This is a genomic window from Myxococcus sp. RHSTA-1-4, assembly GCF_020037125.1.
Lineage (GTDB): Bacteria > Myxococcota > Myxococcia > Myxococcales > Myxococcaceae > Myxococcus.
This window is the reverse complement of sequence record NZ_JAIQDG010000001.1, coordinates 444,054-469,655: the sequence shown is the minus strand read 5'-3', so window position 1 is coordinate 469,655 and position 25,602 is coordinate 444,054. Positions and strand designations below refer to the sequence as shown.

Sequence of the window (25,602 nt, the reverse complement as noted above, 5' to 3'; positions counted from 1 at the left end):
CGGAGGCGCGAGATGGACGAGGCTACCTCGGTGGACGCCGAGACGACGGAGCAGCCGTCCCCCGGCACGCCCATGGCCTGGGGAGGCATCGACCTGGGCGGGACGAAAATCGAGTCCGTGGTCATCGACAGCACCGGCGCCGTCCTGGGCCGGACCCGGCATACGACTCCCGGTGATGGCAACGCCGCGGACGTGGTGCAGGCGATGTACGGCGCCCTGCTGGAGGCCTCGCGCGCCGCGGGCCTGACACCCCAGCGGCTCGCGGGCGTGGGGGTGGGGGCCCCCGGCTCGGTGGATGCCGCCGCGGGCACGCTGGCGCACGTGAGCAACGTGGGCCAGGGCTGGACGGAGCCGTACCCCGTGGCCGCGGACCTGGGAGACCTGACGGGCGGGCGCGTGGTGCTCGGCAACGACGTGCAGGTGGCGGTCGCGGCCGAGTACCGGCTGGGCGCGGGCCGTCCGTATCGCTCCGTGCTGGGCGTGTGGTGGGGCACGGGCGTGGGCGGCGGGCTGGTGCTGGACAGGGTTCCCTGGCGGGGCCGCGGCTCCGCGGGGGAGATTGGCCACGTGGTGGTGAAGCCGGGCGGCGCCCGCTGCGGCTGCGGGCGGCGAGGCTGCATGGAGGCCTACGCGGGCCGGGCCGCCATGGAGCGCAAGGCGCGCAAGGCGGTGCGCAAGGGTGAGAAGACGATTCTCTTCGAGCTGATGCAGCGCAAGGGACGCCCGCGCCTGACGAGCAGCATCTGGGACAAGGCGCTGCGGGAGGAGGACTCGCTGGCCACGTGGCTCATCGACCGGGCCGTGAGGATGCTCGGCGCGGGCATGGCGTCCGCCATCAACCTGCTCGACGTGGAGGCCATCATCCTCGGGGGAGGACTGGGCACGCGGCTCGGGCCCGAGTACGCCCGGCGCATCCATGAGGCCATGCGCCCGCACATCTTCGTCCCCGAGCGACAGCCTCCGGTGCTGATGGCGGAGCTGGGAGAGCTGTCCGGCGCCATCGGCGCGGCGCTCCTCGCCGGGCCTCCGGCGAAGTGAGGGTGCGCCTCCGTGAGGCAATGGCGTATGACGCCCGCCAGCCTCGGCGGCAGTCGAGCGAAGGAGCCCCCGGCGCCGGGCCTTTTTGAGAGGAATTGAGCTCCATCCGCCAGGAATGGGTTACGGTTCCGTCACGGACCTGCCCGCGCATCCTGGAGAAGCCCGCAGTTGTCACGCCGCTCCCTGAAAGCCGAAGCGCTCCCGCTCGAGCGGCCGCGCCCCATCCTCTGGCCGTGCGTCGCCGTCATCCTGGCCTCCGCCGGGCTCGTCGCCGCGACGGAGCTGACCATCGCGGCGTTCTCCTCCGCGGGACTTCAGGGCATCCACGAGCGCAACCTGTGGTCCATGGCCATCAGCGCGGGCGTCATCACCGGCGTGACGGGCCTGCTCTGGACGGCGACGAACCGGCTCGGCGTCTCGCTGGCCCTGGTCTCCGCGGGCCTCCTCTTCACGTCCTCGCTCCACATCCGGAAGCTCCAGCTCATCGGCCGGCCGCTGCTGCCGTGGGACTTCCTCGAGTGGCGGCAGGTGACGTCACTGGCCCCCACGCTCCTGCCGGGAGCCGGGACGGTCATCGCCATCCTCGCCGGGCTCCTCCTGCTGGGCCTCGTCGTGGCCGGGGCGCGCGCCGTGATGCGGGGCCGGCCCCGCTTCCCGCTGCCGGTGCCCGCGCGCGGCGGGCTCGCCATGGCGTCGCTGGCGTACCTCCTGGCCATCACCTTCTTCCAGCACCTGCCCCTGCTGCCGAAGGCGTTCATGCGCTTCGGTGTCATGCACCAGGTGTGGGACCAGCGCTCCAACTTCCAGATAAACGGCCTGCCGCTGATGATGCTCTGGAACTGGGAGGGGCTGCGCCTGGAGCCGGGGAGCGCGTACTCGGCGGAGGCGGTGCGCTCGGCGCTGGGCCGTGACGTGGAGCCCCCCGCTCCCGTGCCCGAGGAGCCGGTCGACGTCATCATCTTCATGGCCGAGTCCCTCTGGGACCCCACGCGGCTCGGCGTGCGCCTCAGCACGGACCCGCTGCCCTTCCTGCGCGGGCTCTCCGCCACCCACAGCGCGGGCCACCTCATCAGCCCGTCCTTCGGCGGAGGCACGGCCAACGCGGAGTTCGAGCTGCTGACGGGCATGTCGGCCTCGTTCGTGCCGGATGGCTCCTTCCCCTACCAGCACTACGTGCTCAAGCCCGTGGAGGCGCTCCCCTCGCTGTTCCGGAGCGCCGGCTACCGCACGGCCGCCATCCATCCGTTCCACGGCTGGTACTGGAGCCGGGACGTGGTGTACCCGCTGCTCGGCTTCGATGCGTTCCAGTCGCTCGCGGACTTCGCCGACGCGAGGCTGGAGGGCCCCTGGGTGTCGGACGAGGAGGTCGTCGACCGCATCCTCCGGCAGCTCTCCGACGAGAGCCAGCCTCAGTTCGTCATGGCCATCACCATGTCCACCCATGGGCCCTACAGCCTCCCGCTCACCGGCGCGGAGGAGGTCCAGGTGCTGGGCGAGCTGTCGCCGGACAACAAGCTCCTGCTGACGAACTACGCGCACAAGGTTCGCCAGACGGACCGCGCCCTGGAGCGGCTGGTGCGGACGCTGGAGAAGCGCCCGCGCAAGACGCTGCTGGTCGTCTTCGGCGACCACCTGCCGATGCTGGGCCCCAACTACTCCCTCTACCGGGAGGCGGGGTTCCTGAAGGAGCCGTGGACGGACGCCCAGCGCGAGCGCATGGCCGAGGTGCCGGTGGTGCTCTGGTCGAACCATGCGCTGCCGAAGCAGGACGTCCACCTCAGCATGGGCATGTTGGCGCCGCGCATCCTGGAGGCGGCGGGGATGAAGCCCCACGGCTTCTTCGCCTTCCTCACCGAGCTGGCCCGGAACGTCCCGGTGGTGAGGAGCGACCTCCTGAAGAGCGCCGCGGGCGAGTACCTGCCGCTGCCGGAGCGGGATGCCGCGGCTCCCGCCCCGGGCTCCCCGGCCGAGTGGCTGCGGCGCTACCGCCTGCTCACCTACGACCGGCTGGTGGGCGACAGCTTCAGCGTGACGTCGACCCCCCGGGAGCGGCTGGCCGGAGGGCCGTGAGCGGGAGCTTCAGTGCGCCCCGGGCTCGTGCGCGGCGGCGGGCCGGGAGCCCGGGGGCCACAGCCTGCGCAGCAGCGCGGGAGGCGAGTCCTTGAGCCTCAGCGCGGGCTTCTCCACGAGGTGCCAGGACAGCGCGGACAGCGCCACCACCACCGGGAAGGACACCGCCGCGTTCACCCACCACTCCGTGCGCCCACCGAGCAGCGCGGTGACGGCCTGCTGCACGGGGAAGGCGTAGACGTAGACGCCGTAGGAGAAGTCGCCCCGGCGCCCGAAGTCCGCCAGCGCGCCCAGGGGCAGGTATGCCAGGTACAGCACGACATACGCGCCGAACAGGCCGGTGCCGATGCGCCCATACCCGAGCCGCGCCATGACGAGCCACGCCGCCGTGCACGCCAGCGCCAGCCACGGGCTCATCCGCACCCTGTCGCGCCACAGGTACAGCGCCACGCCGCCGCCGAAGTACAGGTACAGCTCCGGCCAGAAGCCCAGCCGCCCGGTGATGACGGACGCCACCGCCGCGCCCACCCAGCCGAAGGCCACCATGCCCTTGCGCAAGAGGCCCGTCAGGCCGAGCCCCAGCGTCAGCAGGTAGAAGCCCACCTCGTACTTCAGCGTCCACAGCGAGCCGTTGACCGCGGGCGAGTACGCGTTGCCCTCGAAGACTCCGGGCAGGTCCCACTGCGGAAAGGCCAGGGTGAAGTTGCGCAGCCAGTACAGGTGCGTGTCCGCGGACGTGAGGTAGTCCCGGAGCGGGAGGGCGGTGAAGGCGGGGCCCAGCACCAGCGTGGTCAGCAGCAGCATGACGCCCAGGCCCGGGAAGATGCGCAGCACGCGCGCCCAGGTGAAGCGCGCCAGGTCCGGCGTGCGCTCCCAGCTCCGGGTGATGAGCACGCCGCTGATGACCAGGAACACCGCCACGCACAGCCGGCCCAGCGAGAGCTGGCCCCGGGTGAACACGTCCAGCGGCTCCACGGCACCCTTGCCCTCGGCCAGGGGGAAGGCGTGGCTGAGGATGACTCCCGAGGCCGCGGCGAAGCGGAGGAAGTCGAGGTTGTTGCGGCGGCCCTCGAGGCAGGCCTGCAAAGTCGGGCGGGCGGGGAGGGACATGAGGGGGCGGGCCATTGTCGTCCACGGCGGCGCTCCGTCAACAGCGGCCAGGGGGGCGGCCGTCCGGAGGAAAGGAGGGAACGAAGAAGTCGCAATCCCTCCATGCCGTGGCCTAGAAGGGCCCCGCCCATGCAAGTCCTCCTCGGCATCCACCATCCGCTGGACCCGAACCTCGGCGCCCCCGGCGTGACGCTCGCGCTGGGTGAGGCGCTGAAGGCGCTCGGCTGCGGGGTGGACTACTTCAGCTACTACGAGGCCTTCCCCGGCGTGCGCGAGCACGGCACCTGGCACGAGGTGCGCTTCCCGTGGAAGCTCACCGCGCACCTGACACGCGCGGCCGGCAGGTACGACGTGCTGGACATCACCACGGGAGATGCGTGGCCCTGGGCGCGGCTGAAGCGTCCCGGCGCTCGCGCCCGGCATGCGCTGGTGACGCGCAGCCACGGCCTGGAGCACACCTTCTCCGAGCGGCTGCGGGCGGACGCACGCGCGGGCAACCTGGAGCTGAGCTGGAAGTACCCGCTCTACCACGGTGGCTTCCGCCTCTGGGAGGTGCGCCAGTCGCTGCTGCTGGCCGACCACGCGGTGCTCCTCAACACGCTCGACGCCGCGTATGCGCGTGAGCGCCTGGGCGTGCCCGCGGACCACCTCAGCGTCATCGGGCATGGGCTGGACGCGCCCTTCCAGGCGCTGCCGCCGCCCCGCCCCTCCGCTCCCGGCGCGCCGCTGCGCATCGCCTGCGTGGGGAGCTGGTTGCCGCTCAAGGGCCGCGACGAGATGGTGGCCGCCGCCAGCCGGCTGCACGCGCTGGGCATCCCCTTCGCCATGAGCCTGTACGGCACGGGCTCGAAGGAGGACGAGGTGCTCGCGGCCTTTCCCGCCGAGGTGCGGGGGCGGCTGCGCGTGGTGCCGCGCTACGCTCGCGCCGAATTGCCGCGCATCCTGGAGGGCGAGGAGGTGCTGTTCTTCCCCAGCCACTCGGAGGGCTTCGGCATGGCGCTGGTGGAGGCCATGGCCTGCGGACTCGCGCCGGTGTCCTCACCTGTGGGTGTGGCGCCTCAGGTGGTGCGAGAGGGTGTGACGGGCCGGCTCATCCCCATTGGCAGCGTGGAGGGGCAGGTGGGCGCGCTGCGCTCGCTGGCGGAGGACCGCGAGCGGCTGCTGACGATGCGTGCCGCCGCCCAGGCCGAGGTGCGAAGCATGACGTGGCGGGACATCGCCGCCCGCACGCTTTCTCTCTACGAGGCACTTCTCCGCCAGCATCGGAACCCGTGAAGTCCAGGCGGCCGGTGGCTCAACAAGCAGCCACGGGGTCTATCCGTTATCACACAACGGCATTCATTGACGCGCCGAGCCAGGGCCCGTCACCATGGCGGGCGGCGCAACCTGAATGATTACCCTCTTCGTCGCGTTCCTCGTCTCCCTCATGGTGGCCCTGGTGCTCACGCTGCTCGTGCGCAACCGGGCCGTCGCGTGGGGGTGGTTGGACCAGGCCAACTCGAGCCGCAAGGTGCACGTGCGCCCCATTCCGCGGCTGGGAGGCATTGGCATCGTCGGCGGCTTCTTCGCGCCGCTGTGCGCGCTGTTCCTGGTGGACTCGGGAGTGGGCTATCACTTCCGCTCTCACAAGGATTTGGTGGCGGGACTGTTCATCGGCGGCGCTGTGATTGCGGCGCTGGGGCTGTATGACGATTTGCGAGGCTCGGGCGCGCGGCTGAAGTTCGCCGTGCAGTTCGCGGTGGCGCTGGGGCTGTACGCGCTGGGCTTCCGCATCGAGGTCATCGCCAATCCCTTCGGCCCGGAGCTGTCGCTGGGGGCGATGAGCCTGCCCTTCACGGTATTCTGGGTGGTGGGCGTCATCAACGCGCTCAACCTCATCGACGGCCTGGACGGGCTGGCGGGCGGGGTGGCCTTCTTCGGCGTGGCCACCAACTTCATCCTCGCGCTGTCGCGGGGCGACGTGCTGCTGTGCCTGCTGATGGCGGCGCTGGCGGGCGCCATCCTCGGGTTCCTGGTGTTCAACTTCAACCCGGCCTCCATCTTCATGGGGGACACGGGGAGCATGTTCCTGGGCTTCGTGCTGGCGGCGGTGGCCATCAAGACGAGCACGAAGAGCGGGACGACGGTGGCCATGCTGGTGCCGGTGATGGCGCTGGGCCTGCCCATCATGGACACGCTGCTGGCCATGGTGCGGCGCTCGCTGCTGGGCCGGCCGATGTTCAGCGCGGACAAGGAGCACATCCACCACCGGGTGATGAGCCGCATGGTGCTCAGCCACCGCTCCACGGTGCTGGTGCTGTACGGGCTGTGCGGACTCTTCACGCTGACGGCGCTGGGGCTGAACTTCGCCAACAGCGCGCAGAGCGCCATGCTGCTGTGTGGCATGGGCGTGGTCATCGTGGTGATGATGCGCAAGCTGGGCTACCTGGACCTGCGCCGCGCGGCGGACGTGCAGCAGGTGCGGCAGCGCAACATCCGGCTGCGCTCGCTGGTGAAGGACGTCACCCGCGCGGTGCGCGCGGCCCCGTCGCTGCAGGACGTGTGGAACGCGCTGCGGCCGCTGGCGGAGGGGCTGGACGTGGCGCGGCAGGAGCTGCGCTTCCAGCGCGTGTCCGGCGGGCTCACCGAGGGCATCGTCTTCGAGACGCAGCGCCCGGAGGGCACGGCGGTGCCGTTCGAGGTGAGCATCGACGTGAAGGACGACGAGGAGGTGCTCGGCTCCCTGCTGCTGGTGTGGCGGGATGGGCGGTCGGCCATCAACCGCGATGAGGAGCTGGCGCTCGAGGTGGTGGCGGACGCGGTGGCGGAGCGGGCCGCGCGCCTGCACGCGCACGCGGACGTGGAGCCCGGGCGCGTCGTCGCGCTGAGGCGGTGACGGCGGTGGACGCGCGCGCCCTGGCGGCGCTGCTTCGGTCCTGGCCCCAGGCCCCCGTGCGTCCGGCCCCCGTGGGCGCGGAGGCCGGCGGGCTGGTGCGCGCGGCCGTGCACCATGGGCTGGCGGGCTTCGTGGAGCACGCGGTGGGCCGGGCCGGGTGGGAGCTGCCCACCGAGGCCCGGGCGCTGCTTCGCCGTGAGTCCCTGGCGGGCGCGGCGCGGGCCATGCGGCTGAAGGCGCTGCTGGTGCGGAGCCTGGAGGCGCTCGCTTCGGTGGGCGTGGTGCCGGTGCTGCTCAAGGGCTACGGGCTGGCGCTGCGGCTGTACCCGGACCCGCTGCAGCGGGCGGCCACGGACGTGGACCTGCTGGTGGCGCGCGGCGAGGTGGACGTGGCGGCGCGGGCGCTCACCGGGCTGGGGCTGGCGGCCCGGGCGGAGGATGGCGCGCGGCATGGCGAGGAGGACTCGCACCACCTGGAGCTGGCGGGGCCGGCGGGGCTGGTGGAGCTGCACTTCCGCGCGCTGGCGGGCTGGGGGCAGGCGCTGGAAGGGGACGCGCTGGTGGCGCGGGCGGTGGAGGGAGAGGTGGAGGGCCGGCGGGTGCGGTGGCTGCGGCCGGAGGACGAGGCGGTGTACCTGTCGCTGCATGCGAGCAACCACCTGCTGCAGCGGCTGGCGTGGCTCTTCGACTTGAAGCTGCTGGCCCTGGCGGGGCTGGACTGGCGGGGCGTGGTGGAGGGGGCGCGAGGGACGGCGTTCCCACACCTGGCCTGGTATGGCTGGGAGGCGGCGCGGCGGCTGCTGGATGCGCCGGTGCCGGCGGAGGTGCTGGAGGCGCTGGCGCCGCCACGATGGCAGCGCGTGCTGGCGGGGCGCTTCTTCTCCGGCGAGCGGCTGCTGGGCGCGGAGCTGGCGCGCAGCAAGCCGGCCTGGGTGGCGGCGAAGCTCCTGCTGGCGCCACGGGCCGGGGACATGGCGCGGTATGCGCTGCGCAGGGCGGGGAACGCGGTCCGGGCGCGGTGGGGGTGAACCCCCCGGTGTCCGGCCGAGGACACAGAGGGGGCGAAGGCGGCCATTGCAGGCCCGGCATCCCGCCCGTTAAAGGGGCCCCACCATGCCGCCCAGCCTCCTCGACACCTTCCGCGTCCTCGCCTCGTTCGACCCTCCGCGTGGCTCACTGCGGGGCGCGCCCTGGGAGCAGTACGTGGACTGGGCCATCGCCCAGGGCCTGGCGCCCCTGGCCGCCTACAACCTCCAGTACCGGCTCGGTGGCGCGGGCGTGCCGGAGTGGGTGATGGACCGGCTGCTGGCCATCTACCAGGGCTCCGCCAATGACAACGTGATGAAGCTCGTCAACTTCAAGCAGATGGTCGACGAGCTGCAGGGGCGCAGGCTGGTGCTCTTCGGGGGCGCCGCCTTCGCCGACTCCCTCTATCCCCACGTGGCCTTCCGCCCGGTGACGGAGCTGCAGCTCCTCATGAAGCGGCTGGACGTGGAGGGCTTCGCGGGCTTCCTCTCCAACCACGAGTTCAAGCCGGAGGACGCCTCCGGCACGGGTGCCAGCAAGGCGGTGTCGGATGGGCGCACCCTCATCCTGCTCTACTCGGACGTGCTGGGTCCCCAGCGCCGCGAGCAGGCCGCGGGCATCCTCGAGCGCGCGACGCCCATGAAGATGTATGGCCCGTCCATCTTCCGCGCGGACCTGGAGGACGCGGTGCTGCTCGCGGCCCTGGAGCATGCGCGCCACGGCTACGAGGTCCCCTGGCTGTCCTTCATCGACCTGCGCGAGCTCGTCACCGGCGCGAAGTCCATGGGTGGCGCCTACTCCCGGCCATTAGACGTGCCCACGCTGCTGGCCCGGGCCGCGGAGTGGCGCCTGGAGCGCGCCCTGTACACCTCGCTCGCCGTCGTCGCGCGCCTCTTCCCGGAGGCCGCCGCGGAGGCCACCGCCGCCTTCCCGCCGCTGCGCCGGGCTACTCGCGAATTGCTGGACCGGACGGTGGTGGGGGCAGTCAGCACCCCGGGGCGTTCCACGGCTCTCAAGGGATTGGAAAGAGTGCGCCGGCTGCTCACGGGCCAGTGAGCCCGGCCGGTTGCCCTCCTGCCCTGGGGGACGGGCTTCCTTTCGGAGCGCGTCCCGGCGTATGAGTCCTGCTCCGGACACTTCCCCACTGGGACTCTTTCATGCGTATTGCCATCATCGGAACGGGCTACGTCGGCCTCGTCGCGGGCACCTGCTTCGCGGACTCGGGTAACGACGTCACGTGCGTGGATATCGACGAGCGGAAGATCCGCATGCTCCAGGCGGGCGAGGTGCCCATCTACGAGCCCGGACTCGAGGAGCTCATCAAGAAGAACGTGCGCGAGAAGCGCCTGTTCTTCACGCGCGACCTGCCGGAGGCCGTGGCCAACGCGCAGGTGGTCTTCATCGCCGTGGGCACGCCCGAGGGCGAGAGCGGTGACGCCGACCTCCAGTACGTGCTGGCCGCCGCCGAGCAGATTGGCAAGGCGATGAAGCAGTACACGGTGGTGGTGGACAAGAGCACCGTGCCGGTGGGCACCGCGGACAAGGTGCGCGAGGCGCTCCGTCGCTCCACCACGCTCGAGTTCGACGTCGTCTCCAACCCCGAGTTCCTCAAGGAGGGCGCGGCGCTGGATGACTTCCTCAAGCCGGACCGCGTCGTCATCGGCGTGGACTCCGAGCGTGCCCGCAAGGTCATGGGCGAGCTGTACTCGCCCTTCGTGCGCACCGAGAACCCCATCATCTTCATGGACACGCGCTCGGCGGAGCTGACCAAGTACGCCGCCAACGCGATGCTGGCCACGCGCATCTCGTTCATGAACGACATCGCCGCGCTCTGCGAGAAGGTGGGCGCGGACGTGGACTTCGTGCGCAAGGGCCTGGGCTCGGACAAGCGCGTGGGCTACCCGTTCCTCTTCCCGGGCGTGGGCTACGGCGGCTCCTGCTTCCCCAAGGACGTGAAGGCGCTGGTGGCCACCGCGCGTGAGTACGGCCTGGAGCTGGACCTGCTGCGCGCCGTGGAGCGCACCAACGAGCGCCAGAAGAAGCTCTTGGTGAACAAGGCCGTGAAGCACTACGGCTCGCTCGAGGGCAAGAAGTTCGGCGTGTGGGGCCTGGCCTTCAAGCCGAAGACGGACGACATGCGCGAGGCGCCCTCCATCGAGGTCATCGAGGGGCTCATCGGCAAGGGCGCGCAGGTGGTGGCGCACGACCCGGTGGCCGCGCACACCGCGAAGCGCGTCTTCGGTGACCGCATCCGCTACGCCACGGTGCCCTACGAGGCGCTGGAGGGCGTGGACGGCCTCTTCGTGGTGACGGAGTGGAACGAGTTCCGCCGCCCGGACTTCGAGCGCATGAAGGGCCTGATGAAGAGCCCCGTCGTGTTCGACGGCCGCAACGTCTACGACCCGGAGCGCATGCGCGAGCTGGGCTTCACGTACTTCGGCATCGGCCGGCGGTGAGCCGGAGCCGGGCCGGTTCTCTGGACGCACTCACGGGGCTGCGGTTCCTCGCGGCCCTCCACGTGGTGCTGTTCCACTTCGGGAAGGCGCTCGTGGTGGACGCCCCCGAGGGGGTGCGCAACTGGGTGGGGGCGGGCTACTCCGCCGTGGGTGTGTTCTTCGTCCTGTCGGGCTTCGTCCTCGCCTGGAACTACCTGGACGGGGACGGCCGGATGGAGACGGGGCCGCGCGCCTTCTGGGCCGCGCGCGTGGCCCGGGTGTACCCCGTCTACGCGCTGACGTTCCTCCTGTCGGCGCCCAGCACCATGAGCATGTCCGTGTCCGCCAACGGGTGGAAGGTGGCCGCGGTGAAGCTGGCGATAGGGGGCCTGGGCGCGCTGGCGCTCCTGCAGGCGTGGGTGCCCCGGCTGGCGCTGTACTGGAACCCGCCGGGCTGGTCCGTGTCGGTGGAGGCCTTCTTCTACGCCTTCTTCCCCCGGCTGGCGCGCTGGCTGCCCCGGCTGCGTCCCTCGCTGCTGCCCGTGGCCATGGGCGCGGTGTGGGTGCTGGGGCTGGTGCCGCCGCTGCTGTACCTGTGGCTGCTGCCGGACGGGGCCGGCCCGGTGGACGCGAGCACCTCGGGGAACTGGATGCTGGCGCTCAAGTTCAACCCGCTGGCGCGGCTGCCCGAGTTCGTCTTCGGCGTGCTGCTCGGCTGGTACTTCGTGCGCGAGCGTGACGCGGGCACGGTGAAGGGCGGCGGGGCGGTGCTGGCGGCGGTGGGCGCGGCGCTGCTGGTGGCGGCGGGCGCGGCGGGCGCGCGGATTCCGTACCCGCTGATGCACAACGCGCTGCTGGCGCCCGCGTCGGGCCTGCTGGTGTACGGGCTGGCGCGCGGGGGGGGGCCGCTGGGCTGGCTCTTCTCCCGCCCGCTGCTGGTGCACCTGGGCGGGGCCAGCTACGCGCTCTACCTCCTCCAGTACCCGGTGTCGGAGGCGGCGAAGGTGCTGGGGCCGTGGCTGGAGGTGAGCGCGCCCGTGCCCACGTTCTGCCTGCTGATGGGCCTGGCGATTTCGGCGTCGGTGGTGGTGCACCGCTACGTGGAGACGCCGCTGCGCTCGCGGGTGCGCAAGGCGCTCCAGCCGTGGGTGGACGAGGAGTCCTCCGCGCCGGCGCCCGCGCGGCCGGTGGTGCCGGGGGCCTGAAGTCCCGGGCGGCTCAGCGCGCCAGCGACGTGCCGAAGGTCCGTCGCGCCATTACCTGCCGCTCCCCGCGGTGGGTGGCGGTGGCGGTGACCAGCAACGACCCTGCCCGGGCCTGGCGGGCCGAGGGCGCGGCGCTGCTGGGCCGAGAGGGCACGGCGCCCCCTCCGGCTCGCGCCCTGGCAGAAGGCGCCCATTGCCGCCGGGGAGGAGGGACGCATCCTCTTGCGGGCGCGGGTTTCCGGCACGCCCCAGGGCCCCTTTGCGCTCAGCCCGTGGGAGGCGGAAGGGGGGCACACCGTCACGCTGCGCAACGTCACGTTCCCCTGAAACCCCGTGCCCCGCGGTCTGGGGGCGTGTGGCTACCGCTTGGGCCAGGTGTCGGGCTCGCAGAGATAGGGGCTGCGCGGCGTCCTGCGGGTGCAGTGGAAGCCCGGCTCGCAGGTGTCGGGGCCGGTGGGGTCGCAGGGGGACTGGCACCGGGCGCCGGCGCAGACGAGTCCTTCCGGGCAGGGGGGGGCGCTTCCTGCCGCACCGGCGGAGGCAGCGCATCCAGGTTTCCGTCTGGCGGACAAGGCTGGTATCGATTTCGCACTCATCAGCGCCCCCCGGGCAGGGGTTCTGCTGGCAGTTGGTGCCGTGGACGACGGCGCACACGGAGACGCCCTCCTCGTGCTGGATGCACTGCTGGCCTTGGGGACAATTGCGGCCCTCGCAGGTGGGCAGGCAGATGGGCTCCGGCTCCACGTCGCCGCAGAAGAAGCCCTCCGGGCAGCTTCCCACCTCGCCCGGGCGGCAGGGGCGACCACACCGGCCCGTCCGGTCTCCGCACACCAGCCCGGGGTGGCAGGCTTGCTCGGGGGCCAGGGTGTACTTCAGGCACGACTCGCCCTCCTGGCGGACGCCCACGGCCACGCAGCGGCGCACCCGGAGCTTTCCCTTCGAGACGGCCAGACTCTGGCAGACCTGCCCCTCCTCGCACTGAGCATCCGTGGTGCACTCGCTGTCGGTGCAGTAGCGGTCCATCCGATAAGCGTCACCGAAACAGACCAGGGGGGCTCGCATTCACCGGGCCTCCAGCACTCGCGCTGGTACGTCACGAGGCTCATGCGCTCCTCGTACGAGAGCACGGGTACGGTGGGTGGCGTGCCGGGAGGCGGGGGCGAGCGCTCCGGATGGGCGTACAGGGCGCTGCCCAGCACCAGCACCAGGGGTAGCGGGAGCAGCAGCGCCATGAGTGCGCCCAGGGTGGCACGCCACCTCATTCGAAGCACGCCTTGAGGCACTCCTCCAACTCCTCTTCATCCAATGGGTCCAGGCAGAGTTTCCTGTACTTCTCCTGGTCGCACCTCTCCGTCTGGGTCTGTCTCTTGATGTCCGCGCGCGAGTCCCGGTCGAGATAGCCCTCCGGCCTGTGCGCGGTGGGACAGGCGGACGTCAAGGACAGCACGAAGACCCAGACAAGGGACCGGCGCATGGCCTCTCCTGGCAGAGGCCCTCAGCGTGGCACGCACCCGGAGTGGACTCCAAGAGCTCTGCCCGTCCGCGTGCGGCCCTCGTCCCTCCGGGGCCATCCCCGTCGTGCGTTTCCTGGTGGATTCAGACTGGAGACGGAGCCGGGCGGAAGCGCTCCGGAGATTCTCGTCAGCGCCGGCCGCGTCACGAGCAGGCGGGCCGATTTATCGATGCTCCTTCAGCGCGCCAGGCCGCAGGCGCGCTTGCCTTCCTCGGTCTCGATGGCGCGGCAGTCGCAGCCTTCCAGCCGCTCCTCGCAGACGGCCTCGTCCTCCTCGGTGGGCTCCACGCGGTTCTCCTCCTCCGCGGCGCGCTGGAGGCACAGCTCCTTCTCCACGGAGTTGACGGAGCAGTCGCAGAGCTTCTCCGCGAGCTCGCGGCAGGCGCCCTTGCAGCCAGCGAGGCCGGACAGGGTGGAGCAGAGGAGGGCGGCGGTGATGAGGAGGCGGCGCATGGGTGTGCGCGAAGATGCCAGAAGGTCCCCTGGATGCAAGCCGCGCGCGAGCCCTGCGTGCCCGGGTGGATGCTAGGGTCGCCCGCCTGCTCCTTTCCCGGGAGGACCCATTCCCATGCTGACGCTCGTCGCCGCCGTCCTGCTGGCCGCCACGCCCACGTCCCCCTCGCCGTCACTGCTGAGCCCGGAGTCCGGGCGGCACCTGTCCGCGCGCCTGCTCGTGGCCCAGGCTCCCCCGGAGGCGCCCGCGTCCCGGGTGGACCCGGAGCTGGACGCGCGCATCCACGAGCTGACACGGCAGGTGGCCCTGCTCCAGAGCGAGATTCGCGGCATCGACGTGAACTTCCCCGTGGGCTCGCTGTTGATGGCGTACTTCGGCTACGTGCTGTCACCCCTGCTGCTGGTGGGCATCCCCCTCATCATCGTCGGCCTGGGGGAGGAGGACGATGGCGACCAGGCCACGATGATTGGCGTGGGGGCGGGGCTGTCCTTGGCCGGAGTGGCGGGCGTGGGGCTGCTCGTCGCCGGCTTCATCAATGGCACCCAGGCGTCCAACGACAACCGGGCCCGGCGCGAGGAGCTGATTCGCGAGCGCATCCGCCTGGAGGACGAGCTGCGGGACTTGAAGGCCCGCCGGGACGCGCGCACCACGTTGCAGGCGCGGCGGTGGCAGCCCCGTCCCACGATTCCCCTGCTGGCCCTGCGCTTCTGACGCATTGCCCCACGCACGCCCGGCCCCTTTGCGGCCGGGGATGGGGCGGGAAGGGGGCGGGGCTGGCGAGGCGTGACATACTCGTGGCCCCCCATTTCCCGCATGTCCCACTCGCGCCGCGGCACCTCCCGATTCACCCTGTTCGCCGAGGCGGCGCTGGCGGCGCTCGTCGTGCTGTGCCCGCTGGCGCTCGGCGGCGCGGCGCCGTGGCTGCCCTGGCCGCTGATGGCGCTGTCCGGGGCGGCGGCGGTGCTGGCGGCGGTGGGGGCGAAGCGGCAGGGCCAGTCGCTGCGCTTCCCGCTGCTGGCGGTGCCCCTGGCGGCGGGCGCGGCGCTGTGCGCGGTGCAGCTGGTGCCGCTGCCGGCGGGCGTGCTGGGCGTGCTGAGCCCGGAGGCGGCCGCGCTGCGCGAGTTCGCGCTGGTGCCGCTGGGGCTGGAGGGCGCGCGGCCGGTGTCGCTGGACCCGCCGGCCACGTGGCGCGAGCTGGCGAAGCACCTGGCCTACCTGCTGACGTTGCTCGCGGCGGTGCAGGTGTGCCGCTCGCGCCGTAGCCGGGTTCGCCTCCTGGCGGTGCTGGCCTTCACCGGCGCGGGCCTGGCGGTAGTGGGGCTGGGCCACTCGCTGCTCGGGGTGGAGTCCCTCTTCGGCGTACGCCCGTGGATGCACGCGCGGCCCACGCTGGTGACGCCCTTCGGCAACCCCAACCACCTCGCGGGTTTCCTCGGGCTGTCCTCCACGGTGGCGCTGGGACTGGCGCTCACCACGCGGCCCCGCTCGCGCGCACTGCCCTACGCGCTGGCGGCGGGGGCGGGGGGCCTGGGGGTGCTGCTGTCGCTGTCGCGCGGCGGCATCGCCTTCTTCGTCTTCGGCCAGGTGCTGCTGGCGTTGCTGCTGCTGCGCAGGCGCCATGAGGGTGGAGGGCGCGCTCCGCCGGTGTGGGCCCGGAGCGCCGCCGCGCTGCTGGGGCTACTGGCCGTGCTGGCGGTGGGCGCGTACACCGCCGCGGACCGGCTGTGGGCGGAGGCGCGCACGGCGGACAGCGTGGAGGAGCTGCGCCACTCCAAGGTGTCGCTGTGGCCGATGATGGCGGAGGCCGCGCGCGCCTTCCCGGTGCTGGGCATGGGACGTGGCGCCTTCGAGGCGGCCTTCCCTCGCTACCAGAGCGAGCCCAACCCCAACACCCTCACGCACCCGGAGAACGCGGTGCTGCAGGCCGCGGTGGAGCTGGGCGTGCCGGGCCTGTTGCTGCTGGCGGTGGCGGTGTGGGGCTTCGCGCAATTGCTGCGCCGCGAGGGGCTGGACGCGCTGGAGCTGGCGGTGCTGGCGGGCGTGGCGGCGCTGGCGCTGCATGACTTCTTCGACTTCAGCCTGGAGCTGCCGGCGTGCGCGGTGGCGGCGCTGGTGGGGCTGGGCGCGGTGGCGCGTCCCCGGGAGCGCGGGCGGGTGGCCGGGAAGCCGGGCGGCCTGAGGCCGTCACCGCTGCTGCTGGGCGCGGGCGCGGCGCTGGCGGTGCTGGGGCTGGTGGCGCTGGTGCCCGGCCGGCACCTCGTGGCGGACGCGGAGGCGGAGCTGGCGGGGCTCGTCACCTCGCGCGCGCCCATCCAGGACGTGCGCTCGCGCGGGCTGGCACTCATCGACCGGCACCCCTCGGACTACCTGCTGTACCGGCTGGTGGCCTCCGCGTACGCGGCGCAGGGGCGCGGGGCGGCGGGCGAGGCGCTGGCCTTCGTCAACCGCGCGCTGTACCTGGCGCCACGCGACGCCGTGTCGCACCGGGTGGCGGCGCGGGCCCTGCTGGCGCTGGGCCGTGGCTCGCAGGGCTTCCTGGAGTACCGGCTGGCCCATGAGGCCGGAGACACGGCGGCGCTCCTGGGCGAGGCGCTGCCCCGGGCGCGCACGGTGGAGGACGTGGCCGCGCTGACGCCGGACGCGCCGGAGGTGGCGGTGCGGCTGCTGGACTCGCTGGCCAACACGCCGGGGCGCCTGGAGCTGGCGCGGGCCTACTCGGGCTGGGCGCGCGAGCGCTTCGAGGGCCAGCCCGGCATGGCGGCGCTGTGGGCGCGCGAGGCGCGGCTGCGGCTGCGGCAGGGCGAATTGGCGGGGGCGGAGGCGGCGTGCGCCGAGGTGGAGCGGCTGGAGCCGGAGGCGCTGGAGTCGCACCTGCTGCGCGCGGAGGTGCTGCGGGCGCAGGGGAAACACGAGGAGGCCTTGCAGGCGCTGGAGCGGCTGCTGGCGCGCTTCCCGGGCAACGTGGAGCTGTCCTTCACGCTGGCCGCGCGGCAGTTGGACGCGGGGCTGACGCGCAGGGCGAGGGGCACGCTGCAGGCGGTGTCTCCCTTCCTCACGGACTACGCGCAGCGGGCGCGGCTCCTGTCGCTGGAGGCGTCATGCCTGGAGCGCGAGGGGCTGCTGTCCCGCGCGGTGGAATTGAGGCAGACGGCGGCGCGGCTGGTGCCGGGGCCGGACGCGTGGTTCGCGGTGGCGCGGACGCAGGAGGCGCTGCGCCGGTATGACGCCGCGGCGCGCTCGGTGCACGAGGGCATGCGGCTGTTGCCGCCCGGCTCCCGCAAGGACGCCGAGGCGTGGGTGGCCCGGCTGGAGGCCGCGGAGCGCGCGCGGGTGGACACCCGGCGCAAGGAGCTGGAGCAGGACCCCCGGGCCGAGGAACTGGAGCACCTGCTGGGCAACACGGGGGGCGCGGCGGACGCGCCGGACTCGCCGTAGCCGGGCCCGGGGGCTTCCGCGTCAGGCGGGGGCGTGGGACTCCATTTCGAGCTGGGGTACCCCCACGGCCTGCCGTGGCTGCTCCTGGATGAACGAGGCCACCAGCGGCCACTCCAGGGTGGCGAAGTCCTGGAAGCGCATCTCCAGGGCTTCCTCGTGTGAGCCCGCCCGGAAGAGCAGGCGGTCCGTCAGGCTGAGGGACTCGTCCACGGCCACGGGCAGTCCATACAGCTCGCCGAAGGGGGGCTCCGCGCCCACCTCGCAGTCCGGGAAGTGGCGGGAGAACTCCTCCTCGGTGGCCAGCCGGACGCCGTGGACGCCGAGGATGTCCCGGACGCGGCGCAGGTCCACCGTGCCCGCGGCGGGCACGACGAAAATCCAGGGCTGCCGGTCCGCCAGGATGATGACCGACTTCGCCACGCGCCAGCCGGAGACATGGAGTGCCTGGGCCAGTTCCTGGGCGCTCACGGCGTGGGGGTGCCAGTACCGCTCGAAGCGCACGCCGTTGCGCCGGAGGTAGTGCTGGATGGACTCGGGAATCATGGGGATGTCACCTCCTCGTCGGAGAAGGTGTGTCCCCCGGCCGGGGGCGACCATCGTACGCCGCCGCCTCCCGGCTCCCCCGTGGCCATTCCCACCCTCCGGGGGCCCGCGGGCCCGCCGGTAGGACGGGGGAGCGAGGGGGCCTCACTGCTGGAAGTCGTACACGTTCCCCAGCCTGAGGATGCGCGTCAGCTCGTCCAGCGCGGTCATCGTCTCGCGCACGAGCTGCGGGTCCTGGAGGTCCTTGGGGCGCAGCACCTCGCGGTAGTGCCGCCGCACCCAGGCGGCCAGCGAGTCGTGCAGCGCCGGCGTGTAGAAGACGTCCGCGGTAATCGCCTTGCGCTCCGCGTCCGTCAGCCACACCCGCTGGCGCAGGCACGCCGGGCCGCCGCCGTTGTTCATCGACTGGCGCACGTCCAGGTAGTGCACCGCCTTCACCGGTGTGTCCTCGGCCACCACGCGCTCCAGGAACCGGCGCGCCGTGGGTGTCTCCTGGGCTTCAACCGGCGCCACAATCGCCATGGTGCCGTCCGGCAGCGTCAGCACCTGCGAGTTGAACGGGTAGGACTTCACCGCGTCCCTCGGCGGCAGCTCCGCGCTCGTGGCCACCACCGCGCGGAAGTCCGGACCCAGCTTCTCGCGCAGCACCTGGAGCAGGCCCGCGGGGTCCACGAAGGCCAGTTCGTGCAGCATCAGGAAGCGCTCGTTGCCCACCGCCAGCACGTCCGTGTGGAACGCGCCCGCGTCGATGCCGTCCGGGTGCTGCTGCGGGAAGAGCACCTGCTTCGTGTCCAGCTTGTGAAGCCGGGCCAGCGCCTGGCTCGCCTCCAGCGTCTGCCGCGCCGGGAAGCGCTTGGGGCCCGGCACGTCCTGCCACGCGCTGCGCCCCCAGGCCAGCAGGTGCACGCCCGCGTGTCCCGGCGTGGCCAGCCGCGTGTGGTTGGCCGCGCCCTCGTCCGCGAAGTGGCTGCTGCCCGGCAGCGGCGCGTGCACCGTGAAGTGCCGCGGGTCGGAGAAGATGGCGCGCAGCACCGCGTGCGTCGTCTCCGCTTCAATCGCGCGGTGGTACATCTGCGACAGGTTGGCCGGCGTCAGGTGGACGCGGCCGTCCGCCGTGTCCGCGCTCGGCGCCACCGTGGCCGCGTTGGCCGTCCACATGGCGGATGCGCTGGACGTCAGCCGCAGCAGGTGCTCCGCCTCGCGCGCGGCGCGGGTGATGATTTCCTCGTCCGTGCCGGTGAAGCCCAGCGCCCGCAGGGCGCGCAGCGACGGGCGCGGCTGGGGCGGCAGCACCGCCTGCCCCACGCCCAATCCGGACACGAAGCGCATCTTCTCCAGGCCCTGGAGCGCCGCCTCCCGGGGGTGGCTGGGCTCCCCGCCATGGCTCTGAGACGCCAGGTTGCCGGGCGAGAGACCGCCATAATTGTGGGTGGGACCGACGAGCCCGTCGAAGTTGTATTCGCGCATGGGGTATTGAACGCTTCGTGGAGCGTCCTCCCTTAGCAAAGCGCCTCAAACGTTTCCTCCGCTACCTGCTCATTCGCGGAGTGCTGTTACTCCTCCAACCCCTGCCCCTGGGGGCCGCCCGGGCCCTGGGTGCGCGCCTGGGCGCATGGGCCTACACCCTGGCCGGAGGCGAGCGGCGCAAGGCCCTGAAGTCCCTGGCGGTGGCCTTCCCGGAGAAGTCCGACGCGGAGCGGCAGGCCCTGGCCCGCGCCGCCTTCAGCCACCTGGGCGCCGCCGCGCTGGAGGTGGCCTGCACCGGCGCCCTGGACCGGGGGCTGGAGGGACTGGTGGCCTGGCCGGAGGAGGACCGCCGGGTGCTGGAGGCGGCCCTGGCGCGAGGGAAGGGCGTCGTCTTCGTCTCCGGGCACGTGGGCAACTGGGAACTGCTCGCCCGGCGGGTGGCGCGCGCGGGCTACCCCAGCCAGAGCATCGCCAAGGAGACCACCGACCCGCGCCTCACGGAGCTGGTGGGCCGCTTCCGGGAGCGGGGCGGCGTGCGCAGCATCTGGCGCGGCCAGGAGGGCGCCGCGCGCGCCATGCTGCGCGCCCTGCGGAGCGGCGAAATCCTCGGCATCCTCATCGACCAGGACACGAAGGTGCAGTCCCTCTTCGTGCCCTTCTTCGGCCAGCTCGCCGCCACGCCCCGCGCCGCGGCGGACCTCGCCATCCGCACCGGGGCGGCGGTGGTGACGGGCTTCTGCCACCGCGAGGGCGAGGGGTACCGCCTTTCCATGGAAGAGGTGCCGGTGCCCCAGGTCGAGGACCGCGAGGCCGCGGCCCTGGAGTTGACCGCCGCCCTGTCCGCCCGCATCGAGGCCGCCATCCGCCGCACGCCCGAGCAGTGGGTGTGGATGCACCAGCGGTGGAAGACGCGTCCGGAGGCGGCGAAGGCCGCGGCCCGGTGATAAGGAGGGCCCCGTGCCGCGCCTGTCCGCCAGCCTCGCCGTCCTGCTCGCCGTCGCCGCCTGCTCGCCCCGCCGTGCCCAGGGCCCCCAGCAGGAGGAGCCACCACCCCAGGTGGTGCTGTACGGCGCGCGCATGAAGTCCTACGAGGGTGAGCGGCTCACCCTCTCCGGCACCGCCGAGCGCCTGACGTACCAGCGCGCCGGGGGCGACGTGCAGGGCACCAACGCCACGTTGATGCTTCCTCCCACCCGGGCCTCCGAGGGGGCCCCGCCGGGTGTCTCGGGGGGCGTGCAGGTGAGCGCTCCGAATATGGAGGGCAATCTCGCGTCCAAGCAGCTGGTGGGGTCGGGCGGTGTGGTCATCAGGACGGGGGAGGGCATGGTCGCCCGCACTCCCCGGTTGACGTACGACGCCAACACCCAGCGGGCGCATGGAAACGAGGGCGTGACGGTGAAGGGACCGGACTACCGGCTGCGGGCGGACCGCTTCGAGCTGTCCTTCCCGGATGAGACGTTCATCTTCGCGGGCTCGGTGGAAACCGTGCTGGGAGCGGCAGAGTGATTGAGTTCCTCGTGATGGCCTTCTTCGTCGCCCAACCCGTCCCGGCCGCCGCCGCGGCCCCGGCCGATGGGGGGACGCCGCCCGCCGCCGACGCGGGGGCTCGCGGCCCCAGCCCCCTGGCGCCCGCGGACCTGAAGGAGCCGGTGCAGATAAAGGCCGACCTCATCACCGGCGAGAAGAACCAGGCAATCCTCACGGGCAACGTGAAGGCCACCCACCGCACCCTGGACCTGCGGTGCGACAAGATGATCGCCTACTACACCCAGCCCCGCGTGGTGACGCGCGTGGTGTGCACCGGGGGCGTGCAGGCGCAGGACGGGGACCGCATGGCCCGCGGCGAGCGCGCCGAATACGAGGTGCCCACCGGTGTGTTGGTCGTGACTGGCTCGCCCGAGGCCCGGCAGGGGACCACGTACATGCGCGGGACGAAGGTGCGCCTCACCCTGGGAAGCGAGCGGCTCGAGGTGGAGAACGCCGTCATCATCTTCGAGCCACCCCCTTCCAGCTCCCCGGCGCCGCGCCGGAAGAAAGGCACGTCGAAGTGAGCGCGAAGCTGATGGCCGAGGGACTGGAGAAGACCTTCCGCCGCCGCAAGGTGGTGCGCGGCGTGTCCTTCAGCGTCGCGCCCGGCGAGGTGGTGGGCCTGCTCGGCCCCAACGGCGCCGGAAAGACGACCAGCTTCAACATGGTGGTGGGGCTGGTGACGCCGGAGGCCGGCCGCGTGCGCGTGGGCGACGAGGACCTCACCCACCTGCCCATGCACCGCCGCGCCCGCAGGGGCGTGGGCTACCTCCCGCAGGAGGCCTCCGTCTTCCGCAAGCTCACCGTGCGCGACAACTTCCTGTCCGTGCTGGAATTGCAGAAGGGCCTCGACAAGCGCGCCCGCCAGCAGCGCGCCGATACGCTCCTGGAGGAGTTCGGCCTCACCCACGTCGCCGAGTCCCTGGGCGAGACGCTCTCCGGCGGCGAGCGCCGGCGCGCGGAGATTGCCCGCAGCCTCATCCCCCAGCCCCGCTTCATCCTCTTCGACGAGCCCTTCGCCGGCGTGGACCCCATCAACGTGGGCGACCTCCAGCGCCAGATTTTCCTCCTCCGGGAGCGCGGGCTGGGCGTCCTCATCACCGACCACAACGTCCAGGACACCCTCGGCATCTGTGACCGTGCGTACATCATCGCACAGGGGCAGATTCTCGAAGAGGGCACCCCCGCGGAGATTGCCGCCTCGCCCCGGGCGCGCGCCGTCTACCTGGGAGAGCGGTTCCGCCTGCAGCAGGCGCTCTGAGCACGACTGGCCACCTGACAACCGAGTGACTAGGATGGGTTGGCCTCGCTTTTGCGTCGGCCCCTGAACACGTCCGTGTTACGATGGGTTTGTGTAAGTTGTTGGTTTCCTTGCAGAATTTGGAGCATGCAAGCAGGGAACCACCTTCACGCCACTGGACGAAGTCAGAGGCTCTTGTTACGTTGGCACGGTCTTTGATTGCGGCCTTGTTTCAGATGGGTCCGCATCAATCGGGAGACACCGTCTCATGGCGATGGAACTCAAACAAAGCCTGAAGCTTGCCCAGCAGCTGGTGATGACGCCGCAGCTGCAGCAGGCCATCAAGCTGCTCCAGCTCTCGCGCATGGAGCTGCTCGAGCAGGTTCGCGAGGAGATGGAGCAGAACCCCCTCCTGGAGCAACCGGACGAGCAGGCGCCCGGCGACGTGGCCGACAAGGAGCCGGGTGAGGCCTCGCTGGAGGCGGACAACGTCGAGATGCCCCGCGATGTGGAGCTGCCCGCCGCCACGGGAGAGAATGCCCCGGAGTTCAAGGCGGACAGCGAGGGCCCGCCGGAAATCGACTGGGAGCAGTACCTCAACAGCTACCAGTTCAACGAGCCCACCACCGCCTCCAACAAGGGCAACGTGGCCACGGACGACCTGCCGTCGTTCGAGGCCAACCTCGTCAAGAAGGAGGACCTGGTCGACCACCTCCAGGAGCAGCTCGGCACGCTGCGCCTGAACGACGCCGAGCGCCGCATCGGCCTGCTCATCCTCGGCAACCTGGACGACGACGGCTACCTCAAGCTGCCCGAAGTGGACGGCGACCCGCTCATCCGCCTGGCCAACGAGGCCGACGTGCCCATGCACGTGGCGGAGCGCACCCTGCGCCGCATCCAGATGCTGGAGCCGCGCGGCTGCGGCGCCAGGGACTTGCAGGAGTGCCTGCTCATCCAGCTCCAGGGGATGAAGGACAAACACGCGCCGCTGCTGGGCCTCATCATCAAGCGGCACATGAAGTTCCTGGAGTCCAAGAACCTGCCCGCCATCTCCAAGGACCTGAAGGTCCCCATGGAAGAGGTGGTGGAGGCGGTGAAGCTGCTGCCCAAGCTGGACCCCAAGCCGGGCCGCAACTTCAGCGGGGACGACGCGCAGTACATCACCCCCGACGTGTTCGTCTACAAGATGGGGGACGACTACACGGTGGTGCTGAACGACGACGGCCTGTCGAAGCTGCGCATCTCCGGCACGTACCGGAACGCGCTGAAGACGGGCGCGGTGGGACCGGGGCAGACCAAGGACTTCATCCAGGACAAGCTGCGCAGCGCGATGTGGCTCATCCGCTCCATCCACCAGCGGCAGCGGACCATCTACAAAGTCACGGAAAGCATCGTGAAGTTCCAGCGGGACTTCCTCGACAAGGGCATCGCCCACCTCAAGCCGCTCATCCTGCGTGACGTGGCCGAGGACATCGGCATGCACGAGTCCACGGTGAGCCGCGTCACCACCAGCAAGTACGTGCACACGCCGCAGGGCATCTTCGAGCTGAAGTACTTCTTCAACTCGTCCATTGCCCGCGTCTCCGGTGAGGACACCGCGAGCGAGGCGGTGAAGCACCACATCAAGCAGCTGGTGTCGCAGGAGGACCCGCGCAACCCGTACTCGGACCAGAAAATCGTCGAGCTGCTGCGCGCGCAGGGCACCGAGATTGCCCGCCGCACGGTGGCCAAGTACCGCGAGGTGCTGGGCATCCTCCCCAGCAGCAAGCGCAAGCGGTACTACTGAGCGTGAGGGGCGGCTCGCCCGCTGGCCTCCCATGCCAGCGCGGCGCTTGCCTCCCGGAGGCCGGGTGATGGGGGTATAGGGTGCGGTTCGTATGAACCTCTCCCTTCCCCTGTTCTCCCGCGGCGTCCGCACCGGCGCGCTCGGGGTGCTCGCCCTGCTGGTGGGCTGTGGTGGCGACCTCGAATCAGAGACTGTCGCCCTGGCCGGGCTCGCGGACCGCGCGCTCACCTACTCGCTCACGGACGCGGACCTCTTCGAGGGCGTGGAGCCCGCGGGCTCCCACCGCTTCACCGTCACCTTCTCCCTGGCGGAGGACGGCCGCTGCACCCGGCTGGCCGAGGGCGTCACCGCCACCTTCAACGGCGAGCCCATGCGCCTGGAGGTGGGCGGCGTCGACGGCACCGCCGGCCGGGACGTGTGTGTGCCCACCCGTGCCTTCCTGGACTTCGACCCCAACGTCTGGGGAGAGCAGCCCGTCGAGGACGCCCGCGTCGTCCTCCAGGACGCCAGCCACACCGTCTCGCTCGTCCTCCAGGGGGGCAAGGCCAAGCGCTACTTCTCCTTCGAGAGCGCCGGCGAGGCGGACCGGCTGACGCGGGGCCAGTCGTATTCGTACCGCTGGCAGCCGGACGGGGAGGTGCCGGGCCCCGTCACCGCCACCCTGCTGCGGGAGGGGGGGACGGCCGCCGCCACCCTGCCCATCACCCAGGACGCGGGGCTCGTCACCCTCACCGTGCCCGCCAGCACGCCCGTGGCCAGCCACCTGCTGACGCTGAGTGGGAGCGCGCCCGGCACGGTGCTGGAGTGCACCGGCGTGGCCTCGTGTGGGGGCACGCTGTTCCACTCGGAGGAAGTCGTCGTCGCCGTGCAGTAGCGCGGCGTGGCCCCGTGCCTCGGACGAGTCGAGCTACGTCGACGCGGAGATTCCGGGCGTCATGGGCGGGCAGGTGCCCGCCTGGGTTGACGCGGCGCGCGATTCTAGCACGCTCGCCGCTGCTGCCCAGAAGGGAGGCCGATTCCAGCGACGCCGGGTGGCTGGCGGATGTCCGGCCTCGGACGTGGGGTGCACCTGGGAAGAAGCAACCTGGGGGGGTGGGTTGCTTTCCCGTGTGCAGACCGTTTCTGATCCGTCACGGAGCTCCCCTCTCTCCCTAGGAGGCAGCCACGCATGCAGTTCAACATCACCTTCCGTCAGTTCGGAGCGTCCGATTCCCTCAAGGAGTACGCACGCGAGAAGGTCGAACGGGTCAACCGGTTGCTGGACCGGGCCGGCGAAGCCCACGTGGTGCTGTACCTGGAGCGCCACCTCCATCATGCGGACATCACCATCCACTCCGGGGCGTGGGTGCTCCGCGGGCGGGAGAAGAGTGATGACATGTACGCGTCCATCGACCTGGCGATGGACAAAATCGAGCGCCAGCTCCGGCGCTACCGCGACAAGCTGAAGACGCACCACGGCCGCGAGCGCGTCCACCACCGGCAGGACCTGATGAACCAGCTCAAGGTCCGCCACGCCGTGTTCGAGCTGCCGGACGCGGAGGAGCTGGCCGCCATCGCCGGGGAGGCCCCGGGACTCGCCGCCGTGCCCGAGCCGAAGCCCGCCGCCGCGGCTCCCTCGCCCGTGCCGCCCTCCGCCCGCGTGGTGCGCGCCACCCACCTCGCCATCAAGCCCCTGTCGGTGGATGAGGCGGTGATGCAGATGAACCTGATGAACAACGACTTCTACGTCTTCCACAACGTGGAGTCGGACGCGCTGTGCATCGTCTACCGGCGCAAGGATGGCCAGTACGGCCTCATCGAGCCGCACCCGCCGGCCACGGCGGCCGCCGCCACCGGCACCTGAGCGGGCCGAAAAAATGGCGCGCCCCGTCACCCCCC

At 71.7% G+C, this 25,602-nt stretch carries 23 protein-coding genes; 17 read left to right on the top strand and 6 right to left on the bottom strand.

Annotated features, from left to right (window positions below):
- Nucleotides 1-72 precede the first annotated feature (72 nt).
- Both K8638_RS01945 and K8638_RS01940 read left to right on the top strand, forming a co-directional pair.
- A complete protein-coding gene (locus K8638_RS01945) occupies nucleotides 73-1,038 on the top strand; it encodes an ROK family protein (RefSeq protein ID WP_223752936.1) in 966 nt (321 codons plus the stop codon).
- Nucleotides 1,039-1,206: 168 nt separating this feature from the next.
- Nucleotides 1,207-3,108 (top strand): LTA synthase family protein, encoded by a 1,902-nt coding sequence (locus K8638_RS01940; protein ID WP_223752648.1) that lies wholly within the window; start codon nucleotides 1,207-1,209, stop codon nucleotides 3,106-3,108.
- A gap of 9 nt (nucleotides 3,109-3,117) precedes the next feature.
- Here the strand turns inward: K8638_RS01940 and K8638_RS01935 are convergent, their stop codons facing one another.
- Nucleotides 3,118-4,218: an acyltransferase gene (locus tag K8638_RS01935; RefSeq protein ID WP_223752647.1), complete on the bottom strand. Its 1,101-nt coding sequence runs from the start codon at nucleotides 4,216-4,218 to the stop codon at nucleotides 3,118-3,120.
- Nucleotides 4,219-4,347: 129 nt separating this feature from the next.
- On the opposite strand from K8638_RS01935, the gene K8638_RS01930 reads away from it, so the two are divergent.
- The 6 genes from K8638_RS01930 to K8638_RS01905 all read left to right on the top strand — a co-directional run bounded on the left by K8638_RS01930 (nucleotide 4,348) and on the right by K8638_RS01905 (nucleotide 11,759).
- A complete protein-coding gene (locus K8638_RS01930) occupies nucleotides 4,348-5,493 on the top strand; it encodes a glycosyltransferase family 4 protein (protein WP_223752646.1) in 1,146 nt (381 codons plus the stop codon).
- A 115-nt stretch (nucleotides 5,494-5,608) separates the two neighbouring features.
- A complete protein-coding gene (locus tag K8638_RS01925; RefSeq protein ID WP_223752645.1) occupies nucleotides 5,609-7,093 on the top strand; it encodes an MraY family glycosyltransferase in 1,485 nt (494 codons plus the stop codon).
- Nucleotides 7,094-7,098: 5 nt separating this feature from the next.
- Complete coding sequence (locus tag K8638_RS01920; protein WP_223752644.1) at nucleotides 7,099-8,121, top strand: nucleotidyltransferase family protein; 1,023 nt, start codon at nucleotides 7,099-7,101, stop codon at nucleotides 8,119-8,121.
- Nucleotides 8,122-8,206: 85 nt separating this feature from the next.
- A complete protein-coding gene (locus tag K8638_RS01915) occupies nucleotides 8,207-9,175 on the top strand; it encodes a nucleotidyltransferase family protein (protein WP_223752643.1) in 969 nt (322 codons plus the stop codon).
- Nucleotides 9,176-9,276: 101 nt separating this feature from the next.
- Entirely contained in the window at nucleotides 9,277-10,575 is a 1,299-nt protein-coding gene (locus K8638_RS01910) for a UDP-glucose/GDP-mannose dehydrogenase family protein (RefSeq protein WP_223752642.1), read from the top strand.
- Nucleotides 10,572-11,759, top strand: coding sequence for an acyltransferase (locus K8638_RS01905; protein ID WP_223752641.1), 1,188 nt, complete (start codon nucleotides 10,572-10,574; stop codon nucleotides 11,757-11,759). Before K8638_RS01910 ends, K8638_RS01905 begins: the two co-directional genes overlap by 4 nt.
- A 13-nt stretch (nucleotides 11,760-11,772) precedes the next feature.
- Here K8638_RS01905 and K8638_RS01900 read toward each other — a convergent pair whose 3' ends face one another.
- The 3 genes from K8638_RS01900 to K8638_RS01890 form a co-directional block, all read right to left on the bottom strand.
- A complete protein-coding gene (locus K8638_RS01900; protein ID WP_223752640.1) occupies nucleotides 11,773-11,913 on the bottom strand; it encodes a hypothetical protein in 141 nt (46 codons plus the stop codon).
- Between the two features lie 1,104 nt (nucleotides 11,914-13,017).
- Complete coding sequence (locus K8638_RS01895) at nucleotides 13,018-13,233, bottom strand: hypothetical protein (RefSeq protein ID WP_223752639.1); 216 nt, start codon at nucleotides 13,231-13,233, stop codon at nucleotides 13,018-13,020.
- A 216-nt stretch (nucleotides 13,234-13,449) separates the two neighbouring features.
- Nucleotides 13,450-13,725, bottom strand: a complete 276-nt coding sequence (locus K8638_RS01890) for a hypothetical protein (RefSeq protein ID WP_223752638.1) — start codon at nucleotides 13,723-13,725, stop codon at nucleotides 13,450-13,452.
- 115 nt (nucleotides 13,726-13,840) lie between these two features.
- On the opposite strand from K8638_RS01890, the gene K8638_RS01885 reads away from it, so the two are divergent.
- Both K8638_RS01885 and K8638_RS01880 read left to right on the top strand, forming a co-directional pair.
- Nucleotides 13,841-14,437 carry a hypothetical protein gene (locus tag K8638_RS01885; protein ID WP_223752637.1) on the top strand — a complete coding sequence of 199 codons (597 nt, stop codon included), beginning with the start codon at nucleotides 13,841-13,843 and terminating at the stop codon, nucleotides 14,435-14,437.
- Nucleotides 14,438-14,539: 102 nt separating this feature from the next.
- On the top strand, nucleotides 14,540-17,161 hold the full coding sequence (locus K8638_RS01880) for an O-antigen ligase family protein (RefSeq protein ID WP_223752636.1): 2,622 nt from the start codon (nucleotides 14,540-14,542) through the stop codon (nucleotides 17,159-17,161).
- 21 nt (nucleotides 17,162-17,182) lie between these two features.
- On the opposite strand, the gene K8638_RS01875 is transcribed toward K8638_RS01880, so the two are convergent.
- Both K8638_RS01875 and astB read right to left on the bottom strand, forming a co-directional pair.
- Nucleotides 17,183-17,704 carry an aminoacyl-tRNA deacylase gene (locus K8638_RS01875; RefSeq protein WP_223752635.1) on the bottom strand — a complete coding sequence of 174 codons (522 nt, stop codon included), beginning with the start codon at nucleotides 17,702-17,704 and terminating at the stop codon, nucleotides 17,183-17,185.
- 144 nt (nucleotides 17,705-17,848) lie between these two features.
- Nucleotides 17,849-19,171 carry an N-succinylarginine dihydrolase gene (astB, locus tag K8638_RS01870; protein ID WP_223752634.1) on the bottom strand — a complete coding sequence of 441 codons (1,323 nt, stop codon included), beginning with the start codon at nucleotides 19,169-19,171 and terminating at the stop codon, nucleotides 17,849-17,851.
- 17 nt (nucleotides 19,172-19,188) lie between these two features.
- Between astB and K8638_RS01865 the strand changes: the two genes are divergently transcribed.
- From K8638_RS01865 to hpf, 7 genes are all read left to right on the top strand, one after another.
- Complete coding sequence (locus K8638_RS01865; RefSeq protein ID WP_223752633.1) at nucleotides 19,189-20,115, top strand: lysophospholipid acyltransferase family protein; 927 nt, start codon at nucleotides 19,189-19,191, stop codon at nucleotides 20,113-20,115.
- Nucleotides 20,116-20,128: 13 nt separating this feature from the next.
- Entirely contained in the window at nucleotides 20,129-20,677 is a 549-nt protein-coding gene (locus tag K8638_RS01860; protein ID WP_370643894.1) for a hypothetical protein, read from the top strand.
- Complete coding sequence (locus K8638_RS01855) at nucleotides 20,674-21,222, top strand: LptA/OstA family protein (RefSeq protein WP_223752632.1); 549 nt, start codon at nucleotides 20,674-20,676, stop codon at nucleotides 21,220-21,222. Before K8638_RS01860 ends, K8638_RS01855 begins: the two co-directional genes overlap by 4 nt.
- Nucleotides 21,219-21,959: an LPS export ABC transporter ATP-binding protein gene (gene lptB / locus K8638_RS01850; protein ID WP_223752631.1), complete on the top strand. Its 741-nt coding sequence runs from the start codon at nucleotides 21,219-21,221 to the stop codon at nucleotides 21,957-21,959. Before K8638_RS01855 ends, lptB begins: the two co-directional genes overlap by 4 nt.
- A gap of 247 nt (nucleotides 21,960-22,206) precedes the next feature.
- Entirely contained in the window at nucleotides 22,207-23,724 is a 1,518-nt protein-coding gene (gene rpoN / locus K8638_RS01845) for an RNA polymerase factor sigma-54 (RefSeq protein WP_223752630.1), read from the top strand.
- A 91-nt stretch (nucleotides 23,725-23,815) separates the two neighbouring features.
- On the top strand, nucleotides 23,816-24,598 hold the full coding sequence (locus tag K8638_RS01840; protein ID WP_223752629.1) for a hypothetical protein: 783 nt from the start codon (nucleotides 23,816-23,818) through the stop codon (nucleotides 24,596-24,598).
- A 294-nt stretch (nucleotides 24,599-24,892) separates the two neighbouring features.
- The gene (gene hpf / locus K8638_RS01835) at nucleotides 24,893-25,567 is read left to right on the top strand and encodes a ribosome hibernation-promoting factor, HPF/YfiA family (RefSeq protein WP_223752628.1); all 675 of its coding nucleotides are present in this window, start codon (nucleotides 24,893-24,895) and stop codon (nucleotides 25,565-25,567) included.
- Nucleotides 25,568-25,602: the final 35 nt, after the last annotated feature.

Coding starts and splice junctions, on each gene's coding strand:
- K8638_RS01945 (WP_223752936.1), top strand. CDS start 73: ATGGCCTGGGGAGGCATCGACCTGGGCGGGACGAAAATCGAGTCCGTG.
- K8638_RS01935 (WP_223752647.1), bottom strand. CDS start 4,218: ATGTCCCTCCCCGCCCGCCCGACTTTGCAGGCCTGCCTCGAGGGCCGC.
- K8638_RS01930 (WP_223752646.1), top strand. CDS start 4,348: ATGCAAGTCCTCCTCGGCATCCACCATCCGCTGGACCCGAACCTCGGC.
- K8638_RS01925 (WP_223752645.1), top strand. CDS start 5,609: ATGATTACCCTCTTCGTCGCGTTCCTCGTCTCCCTCATGGTGGCCCTG.
- K8638_RS01915 (WP_223752643.1), top strand. CDS start 8,207: ATGCCGCCCAGCCTCCTCGACACCTTCCGCGTCCTCGCCTCGTTCGAC.
- K8638_RS01910 (WP_223752642.1), top strand. CDS start 9,277: ATGCGTATTGCCATCATCGGAACGGGCTACGTCGGCCTCGTCGCGGGC.
- K8638_RS01895 (WP_223752639.1), bottom strand. CDS start 13,233: ATGCGCCGGTCCCTTGTCTGGGTCTTCGTGCTGTCCTTGACGTCCGCC.
- K8638_RS01890 (WP_223752638.1), bottom strand. CDS start 13,725: ATGCGCCGCCTCCTCATCACCGCCGCCCTCCTCTGCTCCACCCTGTCC.
- K8638_RS01885 (WP_223752637.1), top strand. CDS start 13,841: ATGCTGACGCTCGTCGCCGCCGTCCTGCTGGCCGCCACGCCCACGTCC.
- K8638_RS01880 (WP_223752636.1), top strand. CDS start 14,540: ATGTCCCACTCGCGCCGCGGCACCTCCCGATTCACCCTGTTCGCCGAG.
- K8638_RS01875 (WP_223752635.1), bottom strand. CDS start 17,704: ATGATTCCCGAGTCCATCCAGCACTACCTCCGGCGCAACGGCGTGCGC.
- astB (WP_223752634.1), bottom strand. CDS start 19,171: ATGCGCGAATACAACTTCGACGGGCTCGTCGGTCCCACCCACAATTAT.
- rpoN (WP_223752630.1), top strand. CDS start 22,207: ATGGCGATGGAACTCAAACAAAGCCTGAAGCTTGCCCAGCAGCTGGTG.
- K8638_RS01840 (WP_223752629.1), top strand. CDS start 23,816: ATGAACCTCTCCCTTCCCCTGTTCTCCCGCGGCGTCCGCACCGGCGCG.
- hpf (WP_223752628.1), top strand. CDS start 24,893: ATGCAGTTCAACATCACCTTCCGTCAGTTCGGAGCGTCCGATTCCCTC.